Origin of the sequence: Pararhodobacter sp., from assembly GCF_034676545.1 — a bacterium.
In the GTDB taxonomy this organism is placed as follows: Bacteria; Pseudomonadota; Alphaproteobacteria; order Rhodobacterales; family Rhodobacteraceae; genus Pararhodobacter.
Genome location: NZ_JAUCBZ010000015.1, coordinates 362,582 through 376,548, shown reverse-complemented (window position 1 = coordinate 376,548; position 13,967 = coordinate 362,582). Strand labels below are relative to the sequence as shown.

The window sequence follows — 13,967 nt, the reverse complement described above, 5'->3', positions numbered from 1 at the left end:
GATGAGCGCTGCGTAGACGTCGGACTAACGCGGGTGCGTCAGACGATGGAGCCGCCACCAAAGGGGTTGCTGGCGGGGATCTCGGGAAAGCCCCCGAAGTTGAGAAGATTGCTGAATTTGTCTGCACAGGTGGCCGCGCGCAGGTCGCAGCCCGGGGCGATGTCGACGAGGACGGGAACTGGATCGCCGGTCTCTGGATCCAGTTCTGGCGCTGCCACAGCTGCGGCCAGATCCGGCATGGGGCGCGACAAGAGGAGCACCGCACCCGCATGGCCGGTGATGAAGCCAAGCTGCGCCCCAAACCGCAGCACCCCGCCGCGAAACCAGCCGTCGGGCTGTTCCGCGGCCTCAGGGACCGTGATCGCATTGGCGGCAACGGCTGTGACCGTCCCGGTTTGCCAATGCTCCGCAATATCGAGACCACAGCCGCGCCCATAGAGCGCGTGCCGGCAAAGGCGCTGGTACTTGGCGCGCACGCCGGCCCGGCGCAGCGTGCTGAAGACGGATTCGCAGGTTAAGAGGATGCGCGGCCCCTCAACCTCGGCGCCCACCACGCGGCCTTTCCAATGCGCCACCGTCTCGCCCAGAACCTGCTCATGACCGCGAAAGATCGTCAACGTCACCGGCGTATTGCCCATGGGGGACAGAAACCTACGCGCGAAGGGATGCGACAAAGGCCAGGTCAGTTCCAGACGCCCGCGTTCAATCTCACTGGTCTGCACCACGTCGCCATGGGCGACGGCGGCGGGCTCCCAAGTGATCGTCTCACCGCCGCTGCCCGCACTGGCCCAGGCATCGATGCGGCTGGTGAAGCGCCAGATCTGCGCCCCCTCCACGAATTGATAGAGGAAATACGGGCGGCCCTCGGCAGGCGAGGTTTCGATGCTGGCGTAGGTCATGGGTGGGGACTCAGCGGGTGTCAGTGGGGCAGGGTGTTCATCGGTTGAGGGGGTGCCAGTTGAGGGGGGGCAAGTGCCGCGATATCTCTCCGGCATGGTTCATCGGCAACCGCTCAGCCCGCCAGGATACGGTGGACGCGGAGCAAAACGACCGGGATCACATCCGCCTCATGGAGACAGTGCATCAGCCGGGCAAAGCCGGCCACGGTGACCGGTCAGCCTATCGGCCAGTTCAGCGCTGCCGCCGGGCCGCCAGCCAGAGGTCCCACGCCGCCCTATCGCCCGCGAAAGCATTGAGGTCGCTCTGACCCGGCACACCGGGGACAACACCGGTTCCACTGTATTGCCAGAAGCTCCAGTGTTCACCGGGATACCGTGTTGACGGATGGTCGGTGACCGCGCGCAGCCAGAATTCGACACTCTCAAGTGCGCCGAGATCGTTGTCTTGGTAGAAGTCCGGCGCGACATAGACCACAGGCGCTGTGTCGTAATGCGCTGCGACAATTCGGGCAAAGGTCTCGATGTCGGCGCGGACCTGCGAGGGTGGCTGCGCAGCCGGCAGGAGGGCGAGTGGTTGTTCCACTCCATGTCCAACACCGGCGGCAGATCACCGGGAACGCGCGGCACGTTGGCGATAAACCAGCGCGCCTGCTCGGCGATGTCGCGGCAAGGGTAATAGAAATGATAGGCACCCACGGGCACGCCGGCCTCCCGCGCCCTGAGCACGTTGAGCCCATATCCCGGGTCGAGCAGGTCGCCGCCCTCGGTCGCCTTCAACCAGGCAAACTGCACACCAGCAGCCCGGGCGGCCGCGAAGTCGATCAGCCCGTTATAACGCGCGGCGTCGATGCCGTGGACCGCGTAGTGGGCCGGGGTGAGGCCGGTCCAGCCGTGCGGATCCGTGTCGCCAAACTGCGCGGGAATCCCAGGTGCGCGATAATCCCCGGCGTTGAGCACCCGCGGTGCAAGAAGGCCCGGCACAGGGGATTGACCTCCGCCGCAGCCCACAAGCGCCAACATCATGACGACAAGCGTGAGAATCTTTGTCATCGGCGTCACCAACCCCGTCTGCATGCCCGGGCCGCAATCGCTTGATGGCCCCCTCTTGGATCGTCGAGCATGGCGTGGCCGATTGCAACCAGGTTGGCCTTGCCGTCAGCGAGGTTTGTCTCGGCTTGCGATCCGGCCAGGATCATGCCGACACCAGCGATTGACATACCGTCCTCCTCCCAAACATGGGCCGACACCCCAGTCATGCACCCCGTTGCCAAAGGCGGTGGCGAGATGTCGGGCGAACTTCCACAGCTTCGGCGAGGGTGTTTCGAACACCAGTCACATGTGAATGACAGGAGGTTGTGGCGACAGAACGGCTGGCCGCCCCAAACCCAACGATGCATCGTCATGCGCGGCCGTTCGCCGACCTTCGTGCCATGAGCCGCGAATGGCAGCTTTGAGCCCAAACTCACGGATGCTGCGTTCGGGTCGAATGACGGCTTTCGACCAGCCGACAGACATTTTCTGAAAAAATCAGAGGGGAGAGGCTTCCGGCATGCGCCTCGTTCAATCGGCTCACGTCCGAACAGGGGTGGATGGCAGCAGGCCACTTCCGAAATTGACTAACAATCTCGAATATTATACGAAATAATTCCAAGTTCACAGATGGGGGCCGATTTTGGATGAAATTGACCGGAAAATTTGCGAAATCGTTCAGCGCGACGGACGTGCGTCGACCGCGGCAATTGCAAAAGCTGCGGGCGTGCCAACCTCTACCGCCAATGACCGACTGCGCAGACTCGCAGCTAACGGCACAATCCAAGGCTGGCATGCGGCACTTGATCCGCATCTCGTTGGCACGGGTCTTGCGGGTTTCGTTTTGATCGACATGGGCTATGACGGAGAAGCTGAAGCCGTTGAGGTCCTCTGCGCGCGGCCCGAAGTCATGGAGTTGCATCACATCTCGGGTGCGCATTCCTACCTTCTGAAACTGCGCATGCAAGACATGGAAGCCGTGCAGGATTTCCTCGCAGAGGTGGTGAAGCCTCTCGTTGCAGTCCACCGCACCGAAACGATTTTTGCCATGAAAACCCACAAAGAAACAGCCGCGTTGCACGTCGCGCTCGAAGTTGACGGAGCCTGAGTTGATAGACCTATTGATAAAAGGAATTGGGGTTGGCTTGGCTGTCGCTGCCCCAGTTGGGCCGATTGGGCTTTTGTGCATCAAGCGCACTCTGGCTGATGGACGAGCATCCGGCCTCGCATCGGGTCTTGGGGCCGCCAGCGCTGACGCGGTTTACGGCTTCATGGTTGCCGCCGGGCTGGCCGCGACGGGCATTCTGATCAGCTACGCGGAGCCGATGAAGCTGTTCGGTGGAGCAATGATTGCGCTTCTGGGACTGCTGTCGCTCCGAGCCTTCTTGAAGGGCGCAGGGTCTGTTGCCAAACCCGCGGAGGCCAAAGCGGCGAACGGGCTAATACCGGCCTTCGCGACCACTTTCGCACTCACGATCTCCAACCCTATGACGATTTTGGCATTTGTAGCGCTTGTTGCGGGCCTCGGGGCATCAGCCGCGTCATCCCCAGGCGCAGCATATATCTTGGTCTTGGGGGTCTTCTTGGGCTCTACGTTTTGGTGGCTATTTCTCGTCACGGCGGCGTCAATGGCGCGGTCCCGCATCACGCCAAGTGCCACTCGGTGGCTTGACCTGATCTCTGGTCTGGTCCTTCTGATCTGGGGCATCTGGATCGCGTGGGGGGCGCTCTGATGGCGCCGAAGCACATCGCCATCCTCGGTTGCGACTATTCCAACACGAGCGCCTTTTGCCGGTTAGGCGATAAGCACCCAGTCAAGAAGATCACGATTCTCAATTGAAATCGCGACTTTTGATCGGACCAGCGGACATTCCGCACTACATCGCAAACGGCAGCTAAGTCCGCACTGCAGACCCTTGAGCAACACGCCGCGAATGTCCGGTCCGCTCCTCGAGGCCGGGACCCCTCGCTGCGCGTCGCAACGGTTCTCGGACGGCGTCTTGCGACACCCGCCGTCACTCCAGCACTTCCACCACCGGCAAGGTCACTTCACTCGCCACCGCGCCATGCTGGATCTCGATCCGATCCGTATCCGACCGCACGCACGTCAGGAAATGCACCTTTGTTCCCAAGGGCACAGCTTCGCCGAGGTTTGACGAGAGCGTCAGCCTGTGATCGGGCCCGTCTTCGATCGCAGCGGTGATCGTTCGAAACCGCAGGCTCCCCGGCATCTCAAGCATGATCCGGCGCCCGACATAGGATCCGATCGACGCGACCGATACGACCGGGGCCACACGCATAAGCTCAGCGCCCGGGGTCATGGCGGAGCGCAGCTGCAACTCATGCCCCCAGGTCGGAAGCCAGAAACTTGCCTGCCGACCACGCAGGGACCAGAGCCAGCGGCGCAAAGCCTGCCGCTTGGCCGGACCTTGCGCCTTGAGAGTGATCGCCTCGGATCGCTCGAAGAGATCGCGGATCGGCTCTATCACCACCGGGCCAAAGCCGTTGTCAACATATTCGACCGCCTGGCGCAGGCTGGCGGCCAGCGAACGGCGGACAAGGCTGGGGTCGGTCTGAACCGGGCGTCCGAGATAACTCGGCAATGTCAGTGGGCTCAGGTGCGGCGTATCTCGCAGCAGAAAGCTGGCGGTGACGGTGCCATCGCCCTGCCGGCGGCGTGTGATCTCGACAGGCGAGGTCAGTATGCCGGCGCGAATTGGCACAACCGTGATCCGGCGCGCCGCCACCGACATAGCGGGCAGTTGCAGCCCCAGCGGTTCCGCCAGGATCAGCCGGTCAGGCTGAACAGTGGCGATTGCCACCGGTGCAACCTCGCCGCCATCAACGGCGATGCCCGCCAGTTTGCCGGCCTGGAAATCCGACACGGTCGGGTCAATCGGCACCTCGGTCGCACCCTGTGTGAGATCCGCCACCGGCTGCACCGCCAGATGCCAGAGCGGCACGTCCCAGTCTCCAACAAACCCGGCGCGTGCCAGTTCCGTCGCCCGCGCCATGCCCAGCGCGTCCAGCCGATGCCGGAATGTGACGATCTCGCGAGGGCGGGGTCTTAGCGCGATCCGCTGTTCGCCCGCGCGCGCCTGCAGCACGTCGGTGCGCCATTCCAGCACCTCGCTGATCTCCTGCGCCGCCGGGAAGGGCCAGAGGGGCGGTGTGCGCTCGGACTCAGGCATTCAGCGCACTCCGGTTGCGGCGGATCACATTCAGGATCGCCCGTTCCCCCGAGGGTGTGCCGAGATAGTCGCCGACGACGGAGGGGTCGAGCACATTGATGATGCGCGTCGACATCTGGGCTGCCGATCCCCGGCTATCCCCGTTCATCTCGACGCCAAGCCGTCCACCTCGACCGCGTTTGAGCGGCAGGATCGCCTCCGGCCCTGCCTCACCCATGAGGCCCACGCCCTTGGCAAAGGGAAACACCGTGGGTCGGTTGACCACACCGCCGCGCGCGAAAGCGGTCAATTCCTGACCACCGGCAAAAATGCCGCCCTTGGCGAAGCCAAAGAGGCGCGCGAAGAAGCCACCCACGCCTCCGCCGCCGCCCATGCCCGAGAAGGCCCGCATGATTGCGTTCTCGATCGGCTGGAAGGCCAGCTCGATCAGCCGGCTCGCAAGGTTCTGGGCGATGCGCGAGATGGCACTGGCGAATGTCTCCCAGGTGAACTCGCCGGATTTCAGCGCGTCCTTGATCGGCCCAACAATGTCCTGCGCCAGCCCTTGGGCGATCTCGCGAGATCGCTCTTGCGCCGCCCGGACGGCTTCCGTCGTTGCCTCCCAAGCCCCACGAGCAGTATCGGCGGCCTCGCGCAGAGCTTGCCCTGCGCCACGACCGGCCCCGCCCGCGCGGCCTGCGGCTTCGCGTGTGGCATCCAGGGTCTCTTCGAGCCCTTCGGCTGCGGTGCGCGCGCCCGTGAGAGCGGATTCTGCTTCCAGACCACTTGCCGCCACCGCCTCGCGCAAGGCGGCGACGGAGTCGAGGGGCGCTGTTGCCGCCTCGACCACGCCGGCCAGGGTCGCGCGCAGAGCCTCAGCCTGACCGCGCGCCTCTTCGGCATAAGTGCCAAGCCCAAGGTCCGGCATTGAGATGGGCGCGGCATTGAACGCCGCCTGAAACGCCGCGCGGGCCTCGGTTCCAGCTTCGGCGGCCGAGCCTGCAAAAGGGTTGTCGATCCGACCAAGCTCCAGCGTGCCGATCAGCGAGATGCGCCGCTCGATGCCCAGCGCCTCAAGGCCGGTGTTGATCCCCTCCAGAAACCCGTTGATGCGCTGGCCCACGCCATTCAGCATTGCCTCGACACCGCCGATCAGCGCATTCGCCGCCTGAAACGCGATATCCCCGATCGCACCGGGCAGCGCGCCCCAAAGCACCTTGATTGCCTCGAACGCCCCTTGAAACGTGTTCAGTGCCGCGTTGCCAAAACCCACCACCGCTTCAAGTGAGGTTTGCAGCGCCTCGGCAATTGCGGCCTTGATCTCGGCCCAGCTGGCCATGATTGATAACCCCAAGGCGACAGCCCCGAGCTGCATGCGCTCCCAGACCTCACGCGCGAGATCGCCCAAGAGCGAGAGCGCATTCCCAAATCCGCCCGCACCCTGAACAAGGCGCCCGAACCAGTGGATCAGTTCTCCTGCTGCCACCACAAGACCAATCAAGGGCAGGCGCAGCAGAGCACCGCGCAAGATCACCAGCGCCGTGGCGAGGCCTCGCACCGACACAGCGGCGACCACCGAGGCCGCAACAAACCGCCCGGCCATCAGCGCTGCAATCCCGGCCGCATAGGAAGTCAGCCGCCCGAGATTGTCAAAGAGCCCCCGGATTACGATGCCCAACGGCCCGGTGGCCCGCGCCGCCGCCGCCATGGCATCGGCGACGGTTTCCAGAGCAGGGGCGGCGGCGACGGCGAGTTGGTTCGACAGACCTCGCCAGATCAGGCCCAGCCGCGAGATCGCATCATTGGTCCGCTCGATCTGCTCAGCATCCTGCTCGGAGACCACGACACCGAAGTCGCGCACATCCTGCGTCGCCTGGCGCAGCGTCGCGGTATCGATCCGCGCCATCGCAATCGAGCCCTCCTCGCCAAAGAGTTGACCGGCGACGGCGGCACGCTCGGCGACCGGAACAAACTCTGCAATGGCCGCATTGATCGCGCCGACGCGCTCATCGAGCGGCAGGGCCATCAACCCGCTGGCCGTGAGGCCCAGTCGGGTCAGGGCGTCCGCCGCCGGGCCGGTCCCGGCCACCGCCTGGCTCAACCGCCTGGTCAGATCCTTCGTCGCCTGCTCAATGCCGGACATCGACACGCCGGCAAGTTCGCCCGCGCGCTCCAGCGTCTGGATGGAAGCAACCGTCGTGCCGAGCGACTGGGCAAGCTTGGCTTGCGCATCGACCGTCTGAAGCCCGGATCGGATCATCGCCGCGCCGGTCGCCGCGGCAGCGGCCGCCGCTGCCGCCATGGCGACACCCGCACGCCGCGCGAAGGCAGCAAGTCGGACATTCGCGCCCTCCATCTCGCGCGACAGGCGGCCGAACCCACGGGCACCGGCTTCGCCCACGCCTTCCAACTCAGCCCGGACCTGCCGCCCGCCCGTCGCAGACAGGCGGACAGAAACGCGTTTCTCAGTCATTGGGTTCTCTTCGCGTTACTGCGCCATTGACTTATACGTCATTGGCGCATAATTGGGGTTATGAGCATTGTCACTGTTGTCGAGACACCGGAGTTCCAGCGCCGTGCGCGCAGCCTCATGTCCGGGGACGAGCGGCTTGCACTGATTGATTTCGTGGCGCGCAACCCCATGGCCGGGGTGTCGATCGGTGGCGGGGTGCGCAAGTTCCGCTTTGCTCGCGATGGGGGCGGCAAGAGTGGGGGCTACCGTGTGATCCATTTCTTCAGCCCCGAGGACGGCGCACCGATCTTCCTGATCACGGTCTTTGCCAAGAACGAGAAGGCCAATCTGACGCCAGTCGAGACCGAAGCCGTCAAGCAACTGGGCGCCGCACTGGCCGCCAGCTACCGGAGGACGAAATGAGCGACGCATTCACAAGCATCGAGAAAGGGCTGAAAGAGGCCTTGGCCCATGCCCGGGGTGAAGTTCAGGCCGCGGTTCACGAGATCGAACTGCCCGAGCCTGATGTGCAGGCGATCCGCGCCCGCACCGGGCTCTCGCAGGCCGAATTTGCCCGCAGCATCGGGGTGAAGAAGGGCACGCTCCTGAACTGGGAGCAGCACCGCCGTAGCCCTGAGGGCCCGGCGCGGGTGCTGCTGGCGCTGATTGACAAGGACCCTAAGATTGTCCAACGCACATTGGCCGGGTGACATGCGTCTCAGTCATCCCGCCCGTCCATCTGCTCGTTGAGTTTACGCACCATGGCCGCCTCGATCACGGGTAGGAATTCGACGGCAGCACGCGGCTCCATGCCCAGCGCCGCTGCCATCGCCAGCGCTGCCGTCATGTCCCAGCCCAGCACCACGCCTGGCACCGCCCGTATCTGTCCACCCAGCCGTCCGGCCAGATCCCAGACCTGCCAGCCTTCCAGTGTTTGTGGTGCGTTCAGGATTTGCGGGCAGTCCTCGCAGGCGCCGCCGCCCTCGCAGGGTGGGCAGGCCGCGCAGTAGGCTTCGCCCCCGCCGTAGATCCAGTCGGCGAGGGCGCGGAGGCGTTTTTTTCTGCGGCCAGTTCTAACCCCCTGGCGACATAGCCCATCTGGAAACGCTCAAAGATCGGCCAAATATCGAGGAGCGCGGCGATGGCTGCAGGCGTTACGGCCACTGGCGAACCATCCGCATCGCCGACACCCTCCCAATCGAGGATCGCCCGTTCGGCCAGGGCCTTGCCGAAGATCACGGCAATCTCGTCGTCGCTGGTGCCCTCGGGCAGGCGGCGCACAATCGGATCGCTGCGTGCGGCGACCATCAGGGCCGTGGTCAGCGGCTCGACCCGGACGCGGACGCCAAGGCCAAGGTCGAGCCACCAGGGCTCGCGGGCAAGGTTCAAACGCAGCATGCTCAGTATTCCTCAACGCTGTTGATGAGAGTGACGGTGGCCATCCGGCCCAGAGTAACGTCGCGCGCGGCCTGCCAGTCGAAGGTGGCCTGCACACCCTGCGGTCCTGCGATCTCGATACGCGGGCGCGGGAGGTAGACGGCGTGCGCGGTGAGCGTCAGGCTTTCGCCAGAGGGCAACGTGTAGGCGAAACTCAATTCGCAGGGATCGCCGTTGATGGCTTGTGTCACCAGCACCTGATCGGCAAAGCGCACCTCGATGCGACCGGTCAGCGCGGCAATCGACGGGTCCGCGCCATCAATGCGCCCGTCCGAGCGGATGGTTTCCACCCGGTCGAGACTATTGGCATAGGTGATCTCGGCCGACACGATGTTGCCGAGGGGATTGCCGTCGCGGGTGATCGCCCCGTTGAAATGGCCGAACCGCTGCAGTCCAAGGTCGACCAGCGTGCCTGCGGCCGAAGCTGTCGCAACGCTTTCGCCCTGCGCGACGAGGCTCGCGGTTGCGGTCAGGAGCCCCGAGCGCTGCATCTGCCAGCTGAGCGTATCCAGCACGCAGCCCGTGTACATCGCAAAGCGCGGGATCTCGGGCATGCCTGTCTCGATCGACATCGAGGGCAGGGTCCAGCCGTCCGAGCGAAACTCATGGGTGTAAGGATCTGTGCCCGTGGTGATCGGCTGCCCGAAGGCCGCCTTCAGCCAGAACCCGAATGCCGCCGCATCAATTGGAACGACGACGTTGCCGTCCGCCGTCACCGCATCCTTGATCGGTGCCAGTGGATCGCGGCCGTAACCCAGTAACTCGCTGTTCAGAAGCGGTTGCTCGGATCCCAGCGTCGCACTGGCAAACGGCATCCGCGTGAAGCCGCTCACCGGCGGCATGCCATAGGTCGTCTCGAACGCAAGCGCCATCTGCGCCCGCGCGCCTTGCGCACGTGCCATGGGCATCTCCTCAGTTGTTGGGTTGGGTCACGCCAGGGGATCGGTCGTGGAGTAATGCAGAACAACGGTAATCACCGCAGCCTTTAGACTGGCGGCACCCTCGACAGGCAAATCGACCGGGCGGGGTGCTTCGGCCTCGACCCAGTCGCAACGTCCACCCAGTGTGCGGTCGACGGCAAGCGCCGCGCCGATCCTAGCGGTGAGCATTGCGAAAGCGCTGTCACGGTCTGTGCCCTGCACAACGGCTTCGATCTCGGCGCGATGCTGATAGTGATAGCGCAGCGGCGAGAGGGTCACGCCGGGGTCCCCGGGGTCGCCATCGCGCAAGATCAGCAGACCCGCGGAGGGCACGCGTTCGGGCAGAACTTCGCCGCGCAGCACCGGCACATGCGGGACCGTGCGCAACAAGTCAGCCAGGGCTGTCAGGATGGTTTCTCGGGTGGTGGGCATGATATGTCCTGCCACCTCAGCTGTGAGGCGGCGTTTCAGAATGAGTTCAGGGCAGTCGAAGTGCCGTCAGGTGCCGCGTCCGGGTTTGTGATCCGCCAGAGCGGCCAGTTTGCCGGGCAAATCAGACCGGCTGTGCAGAAAGTCGACGATGACGACCTGAGCCGGATCTTCAAGGAACACGATAAAATGCTGGCCTGACCGCGCAAACCGCAAATCCTCGGTCAGGTCGGGAGCGATGAGGCGCCGACAGTCTTGGGTTTGTGGGGTTCCTGCCGCGATATCGGTGCAGCGGGCGATCAGATCATCCTCATAGGCCGCAGCCTGACGGGGGCCAAAAGTGTCCAGCGTCCAACGCGCAATCTCGACCAGCGACGCCTCGGCCTGCCGTGTCAGCCGCCAGGGGCGGGGCATCACTGCGGGGTTCTTGCGCGGGCAAAAGCACGGCGTACGGCGTCTTCGCCAGTTCCTTCGGCGAACTGCCCGGCTCTCGCCTGCTCAAGGCCCCTCGACACCTGGTCCCGCAGCGCGCCGAACTCGGTCTCTTCGCGTTCCAGAAGGCGGAGACCGGCGCGCAGAGCTTCGCTTGCATTTTGATAGCGCCCGGATGCCACAAGGCGATCGACCAGGTCGGATTGGGTGTCGGTCAGAACGACGTTTCTGGTGGCCATGGTGAACTCCTCGTTCGGTGTTGGCAATATATGCCAATGCACCCGTCCTGTCCACAATCCGTTCAGAAGCGCTCCGAGACCCACCTTGCCACGATCAACCCCGGCACGCTGTCCACCGCCCGCTCGGCATCCCGCGCGAGATCCAGCCGTTTGCGCAACTTGACCTGAGGCACCAGCAGGAAGATCGGCACGGTGGCGAGGCCCCGCCCTGTACGCGACCGGCTGGGCACGGCGCGGCCTTTCGAATTCAACCGCCCCTCCGCCACCAGCAAACTTGGCCCGGAACGCCGATAGACAAAGCGCAACCTCAGCCCAGTGCGGCGTTCCCATTCCCCGGGCGTGATTCTGCCGCCTCGGGTGGATTTGCCCGCGGCGGGTGTCGGGATTGCCAGCGAGAACCCGTTCTTGGAACGGATCAGCGGCCCGGTGTCATGCGCCCCGATGATCACGGGCGCCTTCGACCAGACGAGCGCCGCGGCGTTCAGGCTTTCGCCCGATCTCGGGTAGCTGACGAGGCGGATCGAATTGCCAAGCCGTGCGCCCAGCCCAGCCCCGGTGATCTGGCCGCGCCAGGCGGATTTGAGATCGGTTCCCGCCTGGCGCATGGCTGAGGTCACGGCGCGTTCTCCGGCTGCAACCTCGGCGGCCATCTGGGCAACGATGTCCGGGGCGATGTCGAGTTTCAGCTTCAAATTTCCATAGGCCCCGTTTTCACGGTACCATGGGCGTCCATCTCAACTAAAAAATCGGGGAGGAAAGCCATGATTGATCGTGATGCCTATGTGGAGAAGGCCAAAGCCAATATCGACAAGTGGAACGCAGAGATCGACAAGATGCAGGCAAGCGCCCGAGAGGCGCAGGCCGATGCGAAGATCGAATACGACAAGCAACTAGCCGAAATGCGGAAGCAACGCGATGAGGCGGAGGCGAAGATGAAGCAAGCGAAGCAGGCATCGGACGCCGCCTGGGACGATATGAGCAAGGGCTTTCAATCGGCCTGGGACAATATCTCAGATTCGTTCCAAAATGCGATGAAGCGGTTCAAGTGAACTGACCCCGTTGCTGTCGGCGTTTCAGAACGCCGGCAGACTACGCCGGACGCAGATCCACCGTCCAGATCAGCCGCTCGCGGTCGCGCACCGGCTCGCCCTGGATCAAGAACCCTTCGCCGTTGATCTCGATCCGGTCGCCGGGGCGTGGGTTCGCCGCCTCGGCCACGCGCAGGTCAACGCGGGTCGTTTCCGACCAGAGCCGTGCCTCGCCGAACCTCGTGATCTCGTCTGCGCAGCGCGTGACCACGCGGACGAGGACCGGCGCGCCGCCATCGGCAATGTAGACGGCGTCGCGGGCAATATTGGGATCGGCGAAGAGATTGTCGATCACGGCGACAAAGACGGACATCATCGGTTGCCGTCAGTTCGAGCTGTGCAAACGGATTGCCAGGCGCGGGCGCTTGTTGACCGGCAGGATCGAGGCCTCGGTCATCAGATCAATCCAGCGACCTTTGGCGTCGATCATCTGGCGGGCATAGAGCGGCAGGCCGATGGTATTGGCGGTTTCCAGCAGGTTCGCCGGTCCACCATAGGTGGTGAAGGTATCAAACGTGCCCATCGGAAAGGCGATGCCCTCGCCGGTCGGGATCAGCCGTTCCGACGTGCCGTTCGAGAGCGTGACCGAGCCGTTGTATTCCTCGAACAGAATGCCTGCGAAGGGAAAGGCCCGGCGCATATCCTCGCGTAGCGGCTGGCCGCCGGTGGCCGAGAAGAACTTGTAGGCGTCCTCGGTCTTGGGGTGGCTGATCAGCTTGTCGAAGAACTCGGAACTGACCAGCGCGTGCGCGGTGGTCATCGTCTCGCCCATGAGGTTGTCTTCGATCGCGCGCAGGGTGCTGCGCACCTTGCCCTGCACATTGGTGGCAGCGGTTCCAAAGACGAAGTCGACCGAGATCTGCGCCAGGCCGAATTCGGTGAAGTAGTTGTAGAGCGTGGTGCCCGCCCCATCCTTCACGATGCCGCGGAGCGCGTTCATCTCCATGTATTCCCGGGTCTGGGCGTGTTTGCGGCGCATCAGCGTGAGCTTGCGGTTCATCACCTCGACTAGCGGGTCGGTGACGTCGGACATGCCCAGCGCTGGCATGCCCTGAATGTCGGCGGGCAGGATCACATCGTCATGCGGGATCCACGGGAGGGCAAAGGAGCGCATTGAGCGCGCCTCGCGGTTTCCGACGGTGGCGGGGGCGCCAAGCGGGACCGAGGGCAGCAGGCTCAGCACCCCCTCGCGCTGTTCGATGACGATCGAACGCTGGGTGACGCCTTCAAAGCGGAACAGGCCGATCTGGCCAAGGCGGGTATAAAGATTGGGCAGGATGTTGATCGCCTGCGTCATCTCGGCGAGCGAGTAGCCGCCAATGTCGAACGGGTTGCGGGTGATGGTCATGGGGAACTCCGGGGAAAGAGGGGCAGGGAGGAGAGGTGCGCGAAACTGGCGGGAGGGATCAGGCCGTGTCGCGCGCGACAATCCCGGCGGCTGCCAGCTGGCCGATCTTGGTGGTGATCTTGGCCCCGTCATCCACTGAGGCGTCGTATGTGAGGGACGCGCGCGAGACGATGGCCGGGCCGCGTGCCACGACAAGGCCGATGGCATCCGCCAGCGTGGCATCAACTGCGAAGAGCAACACGGCAATCGCGGTCTGCGCGCCGTCTGAGCCGCCCGAGGTCGCGAGCTTGTACTTGCCGCTTGCGGTGATGCGGCCCAGCACCGACCCGACGGGATAGGCCGTGCCGGCCAGCAGCGTGATGGTCTCGCGGGTGTAGTTCGGGTTGACCTCGTATTTGAGGACATCGCCCATGCTGGGAGGCTGGGTCAGGACAGTCATGATGGAAATCCATGCAAAGGGGGCAAAAGGCATCCCCCGCCGGGGCGGTGCGGCGGGGGATCAGTCAGGCAGAGGGGTGTCGGGT

The 13,967-nt window shown here is 64.4% G+C and carries 19 protein-coding genes and 1 pseudogene; 5 read left to right on the top strand and 15 right to left on the bottom strand.

The window, feature by feature from the left end; translation table 11 throughout:
* Positions 1–38 precede the first annotated feature (38 nt).
* The 3 genes and pseudogenes from VDQ28_RS05220 to VDQ28_RS05210 all read right to left on the bottom strand — a co-directional run.
* Positions 39–899 carry a phage BR0599 family protein gene (locus VDQ28_RS05220; protein WP_323034930.1) on the bottom strand — a complete coding sequence of 287 codons (861 nt, stop codon included), beginning with the start codon at positions 897–899 and terminating at the stop codon, positions 39–41.
* Between the two features lie 232 nt (positions 900–1,131).
* Positions 1,132–1,482, bottom strand: a complete 351-nt coding sequence (locus VDQ28_RS05215) for a GH25 family lysozyme (protein ID WP_323038068.1) — start codon at positions 1,480–1,482, stop codon at positions 1,132–1,134.
* A gap of 38 nt (positions 1,483–1,520) precedes the next feature.
* A pseudogene (locus VDQ28_RS05210) lies at positions 1,521–1,919 on the bottom strand (GH25 family lysozyme); the annotation flags it as partial.
* 652 nt (positions 1,920–2,571) lie between these two features.
* Between VDQ28_RS05210 and VDQ28_RS05205 the strand changes: the two are divergent.
* The gene (locus VDQ28_RS05205; protein WP_323034929.1) at positions 2,572–3,036 is read left to right on the top strand and encodes an Lrp/AsnC family transcriptional regulator; all 465 of its coding nucleotides are present in this window, start codon (positions 2,572–2,574) and stop codon (positions 3,034–3,036) included.
* A 1-nt stretch (position 3,037) separates the two neighbouring features.
* On the top strand, positions 3,038–3,661 hold the full coding sequence (locus VDQ28_RS05200; RefSeq protein WP_323034928.1) for a LysE family translocator: 624 nt from the start codon (positions 3,038–3,040) through the stop codon (positions 3,659–3,661).
* A gap of 282 nt (positions 3,662–3,943) precedes the next feature.
* Here the strand turns inward: VDQ28_RS05200 and VDQ28_RS05195 are convergent, their stop codons facing one another.
* Positions 3,944–5,119, bottom strand: coding sequence for a hypothetical protein (locus VDQ28_RS05195; protein WP_323034927.1), 1,176 nt, complete (start codon positions 5,117–5,119; stop codon positions 3,944–3,946).
* A complete protein-coding gene (locus VDQ28_RS05190; protein ID WP_323034926.1) occupies positions 5,112–7,571 on the bottom strand; it encodes a phage tail tape measure protein in 2,460 nt (819 codons plus the stop codon). The genes VDQ28_RS05195 and VDQ28_RS05190 overlap by 8 nt, the downstream gene beginning before the upstream one ends.
* Before the next feature lie 60 nt (positions 7,572–7,631).
* Between VDQ28_RS05190 and VDQ28_RS05185 the strand changes: the two genes are divergently transcribed.
* Positions 7,632–7,973: a type II toxin-antitoxin system RelE/ParE family toxin gene (locus VDQ28_RS05185; protein ID WP_323034925.1), complete on the top strand. Its 342-nt coding sequence runs from the start codon at positions 7,632–7,634 to the stop codon at positions 7,971–7,973.
* Positions 7,970–8,260, top strand: a complete 291-nt coding sequence (locus VDQ28_RS05180; RefSeq protein ID WP_323034924.1) for a helix-turn-helix domain-containing protein — start codon at positions 7,970–7,972, stop codon at positions 8,258–8,260. The genes VDQ28_RS05185 and VDQ28_RS05180 overlap by 4 nt, the downstream gene beginning before the upstream one ends.
* Positions 8,261–8,268: 8 nt before the next feature.
* Here VDQ28_RS05180 and VDQ28_RS05175 read toward each other — a convergent pair whose 3' ends face one another.
* From VDQ28_RS05175 to VDQ28_RS05145, 7 genes are all read right to left on the bottom strand, one after another.
* Positions 8,269–8,424, bottom strand: a complete 156-nt coding sequence (locus tag VDQ28_RS05175) for a hypothetical protein (RefSeq protein WP_323034923.1) — start codon at positions 8,422–8,424, stop codon at positions 8,269–8,271.
* 71 nt (positions 8,425–8,495) lie between these two features.
* Positions 8,496–8,948, bottom strand: a complete 453-nt coding sequence (locus VDQ28_RS05170; protein WP_323034922.1) for a hypothetical protein — start codon at positions 8,946–8,948, stop codon at positions 8,496–8,498.
* 2 nt (positions 8,949–8,950) lie between these two features.
* Positions 8,951–9,889, bottom strand: coding sequence for a phage tail tube protein (locus VDQ28_RS05165; RefSeq protein WP_323034921.1), 939 nt, complete (start codon positions 9,887–9,889; stop codon positions 8,951–8,953).
* A 27-nt stretch (positions 9,890–9,916) separates the two neighbouring features.
* On the bottom strand, positions 9,917–10,339 hold the full coding sequence (locus VDQ28_RS05160; protein ID WP_323034920.1) for an acyl-CoA transferase: 423 nt from the start codon (positions 10,337–10,339) through the stop codon (positions 9,917–9,919).
* A gap of 66 nt (positions 10,340–10,405) precedes the next feature.
* Positions 10,406–10,750 (bottom strand): type II toxin-antitoxin system RelE/ParE family toxin, encoded by a 345-nt coding sequence (locus VDQ28_RS05155; protein ID WP_323034919.1) that lies wholly within the window; start codon positions 10,748–10,750, stop codon positions 10,406–10,408.
* Positions 10,750–11,007: a type II toxin-antitoxin system ParD family antitoxin gene (locus tag VDQ28_RS05150; protein WP_323034918.1), complete on the bottom strand. Its 258-nt coding sequence runs from the start codon at positions 11,005–11,007 to the stop codon at positions 10,750–10,752. Before VDQ28_RS05150 ends, VDQ28_RS05155 begins: the two co-directional genes overlap by 1 nt.
* A 62-nt stretch (positions 11,008–11,069) precedes the next feature.
* Entirely contained in the window at positions 11,070–11,699 is a 630-nt protein-coding gene (locus VDQ28_RS05145) for a DUF6441 family protein (protein WP_323034917.1), read from the bottom strand.
* Between the two features lie 69 nt (positions 11,700–11,768).
* On the opposite strand from VDQ28_RS05145, the gene VDQ28_RS05140 reads away from it, so the two are divergent.
* Entirely contained in the window at positions 11,769–12,056 is a 288-nt protein-coding gene (locus tag VDQ28_RS05140) for a hypothetical protein (protein ID WP_323034916.1), read from the top strand.
* A 40-nt stretch (positions 12,057–12,096) separates the two neighbouring features.
* On the opposite strand, the gene VDQ28_RS05135 is transcribed toward VDQ28_RS05140, so the two are convergent.
* The 3 genes from VDQ28_RS05135 to VDQ28_RS05125 are packed head-to-tail and all read right to left on the bottom strand — an operon-like array spanning position 12,097 to position 13,882.
* Positions 12,097–12,408: a head-tail joining protein gene (locus tag VDQ28_RS05135; RefSeq protein ID WP_323034915.1), complete on the bottom strand. Its 312-nt coding sequence runs from the start codon at positions 12,406–12,408 to the stop codon at positions 12,097–12,099.
* 12 nt (positions 12,409–12,420) lie between these two features.
* Positions 12,421–13,443 (bottom strand): major capsid protein, encoded by a 1,023-nt coding sequence (locus VDQ28_RS05130; protein ID WP_323034914.1) that lies wholly within the window; start codon positions 13,441–13,443, stop codon positions 12,421–12,423.
* 58 nt (positions 13,444–13,501) lie between these two features.
* On the bottom strand, positions 13,502–13,882 hold the full coding sequence (locus VDQ28_RS05125; RefSeq protein ID WP_323034913.1) for a head decoration protein: 381 nt from the start codon (positions 13,880–13,882) through the stop codon (positions 13,502–13,504).
* Between the last annotated feature and the right edge of the window lie 85 nt (positions 13,883–13,967).

What these genes read in the sequence shown, in the direction of transcription:
- VDQ28_RS05150 (WP_323034918.1), bottom strand. Translation starts at nt 11,007, where the DNA reads ATGGCCACCAGAAACGTCGTTCTGACCGACACCCAATCCGACCTGGTC.
- VDQ28_RS05170 (WP_323034922.1), bottom strand. Translation starts at nt 8,948, where the DNA reads ATGCTGCGTTTGAACCTTGCCCGCGAGCCCTGGTGGCTCGACCTTGGC.
- VDQ28_RS05135 (WP_323034915.1), bottom strand. Translation starts at nt 12,408, where the DNA reads ATGTCCGTCTTTGTCGCCGTGATCGACAATCTCTTCGCCGATCCCAAT.
- VDQ28_RS05185 (WP_323034925.1), top strand. Translation starts at nt 7,632, where the DNA reads ATGAGCATTGTCACTGTTGTCGAGACACCGGAGTTCCAGCGCCGTGCG.
- VDQ28_RS05160 (WP_323034920.1), bottom strand. Translation starts at nt 10,339, where the DNA reads ATGCCCACCACCCGAGAAACCATCCTGACAGCCCTGGCTGACTTGTTG.
- VDQ28_RS05125 (WP_323034913.1), bottom strand. Translation starts at nt 13,882, where the DNA reads ATGACTGTCCTGACCCAGCCTCCCAGCATGGGCGATGTCCTCAAATAC.
- VDQ28_RS05130 (WP_323034914.1), bottom strand. Translation starts at nt 13,443, where the DNA reads ATGACCATCACCCGCAACCCGTTCGACATTGGCGGCTACTCGCTCGCC.
- VDQ28_RS05155 (WP_323034919.1), bottom strand. Translation starts at nt 10,750, where the DNA reads ATGCCCCGCCCCTGGCGGCTGACACGGCAGGCCGAGGCGTCGCTGGTC.
- VDQ28_RS05180 (WP_323034924.1), top strand. Translation starts at nt 7,970, where the DNA reads ATGAGCGACGCATTCACAAGCATCGAGAAAGGGCTGAAAGAGGCCTTG.
- VDQ28_RS05140 (WP_323034916.1), top strand. Translation starts at nt 11,769, where the DNA reads ATGATTGATCGTGATGCCTATGTGGAGAAGGCCAAAGCCAATATCGAC.
- VDQ28_RS05165 (WP_323034921.1), bottom strand. Translation starts at nt 9,889, where the DNA reads ATGGCACGTGCGCAAGGCGCGCGGGCGCAGATGGCGCTTGCGTTCGAG.
- VDQ28_RS05220 (WP_323034930.1), bottom strand. Translation starts at nt 899, where the DNA reads ATGACCTACGCCAGCATCGAAACCTCGCCTGCCGAGGGCCGCCCGTAT.
- VDQ28_RS05195 (WP_323034927.1), bottom strand. Translation starts at nt 5,119, where the DNA reads ATGCCTGAGTCCGAGCGCACACCGCCCCTCTGGCCCTTCCCGGCGGCG.
- VDQ28_RS05190 (WP_323034926.1), bottom strand. Translation starts at nt 7,571, where the DNA reads ATGACTGAGAAACGCGTTTCTGTCCGCCTGTCTGCGACGGGCGGGCGG.